Annotated in this window: 1 protein-coding gene; it reads right to left on the reverse strand. The window is 61.3% G+C overall.

What is annotated here, in order from left to right; all coding sequences use genetic code 11:
- A partial coding sequence (locus ACL02S_RS24280; RefSeq protein ID WP_412804811.1) for an IPT/TIG domain-containing protein occupies positions 1-252 on the reverse strand: 252 nt, incomplete at its 3' end.
- Positions 253-357 lie beyond the last annotated feature (105 nt).

Below are 357 nucleotides of genomic sequence, written 5' to 3' on the forward strand. Positions count from 1 at the left end.
GGACACGCTATTGCTGACACCACCCGCAGTGGTCACCGTGACAGCAACAACACTGCTCCCCGCCGGAACTACCGCGGTGATCTGCGTATCCGACACCACTGTGAACGACAGCGCCGGAATCCCACCGAACAACACCGCCGTCGCACCGGTGAACCCGGTACCGGACAACGTCACCGAATTACCACCGCCCTCCGGACCTGAATCCGGAACCACCGAGACCAACGTCGGCACAGCATCATACGTGTAAGACACGCTATTGCTGACACCACCCGCAGTGGTCACAGTGACAGCGACCGTGCCGGTCCCCGCAGGAACAGTAGCGGTGATCTGCGTATCCGACACCACCGTGAACGACAC

It is taken from the genome of Nocardia spongicola (assembly GCF_047200775.1).
In the GTDB taxonomy this organism is placed as follows: domain Bacteria; phylum Actinomycetota; class Actinomycetes; order Mycobacteriales; family Mycobacteriaceae; genus Nocardia.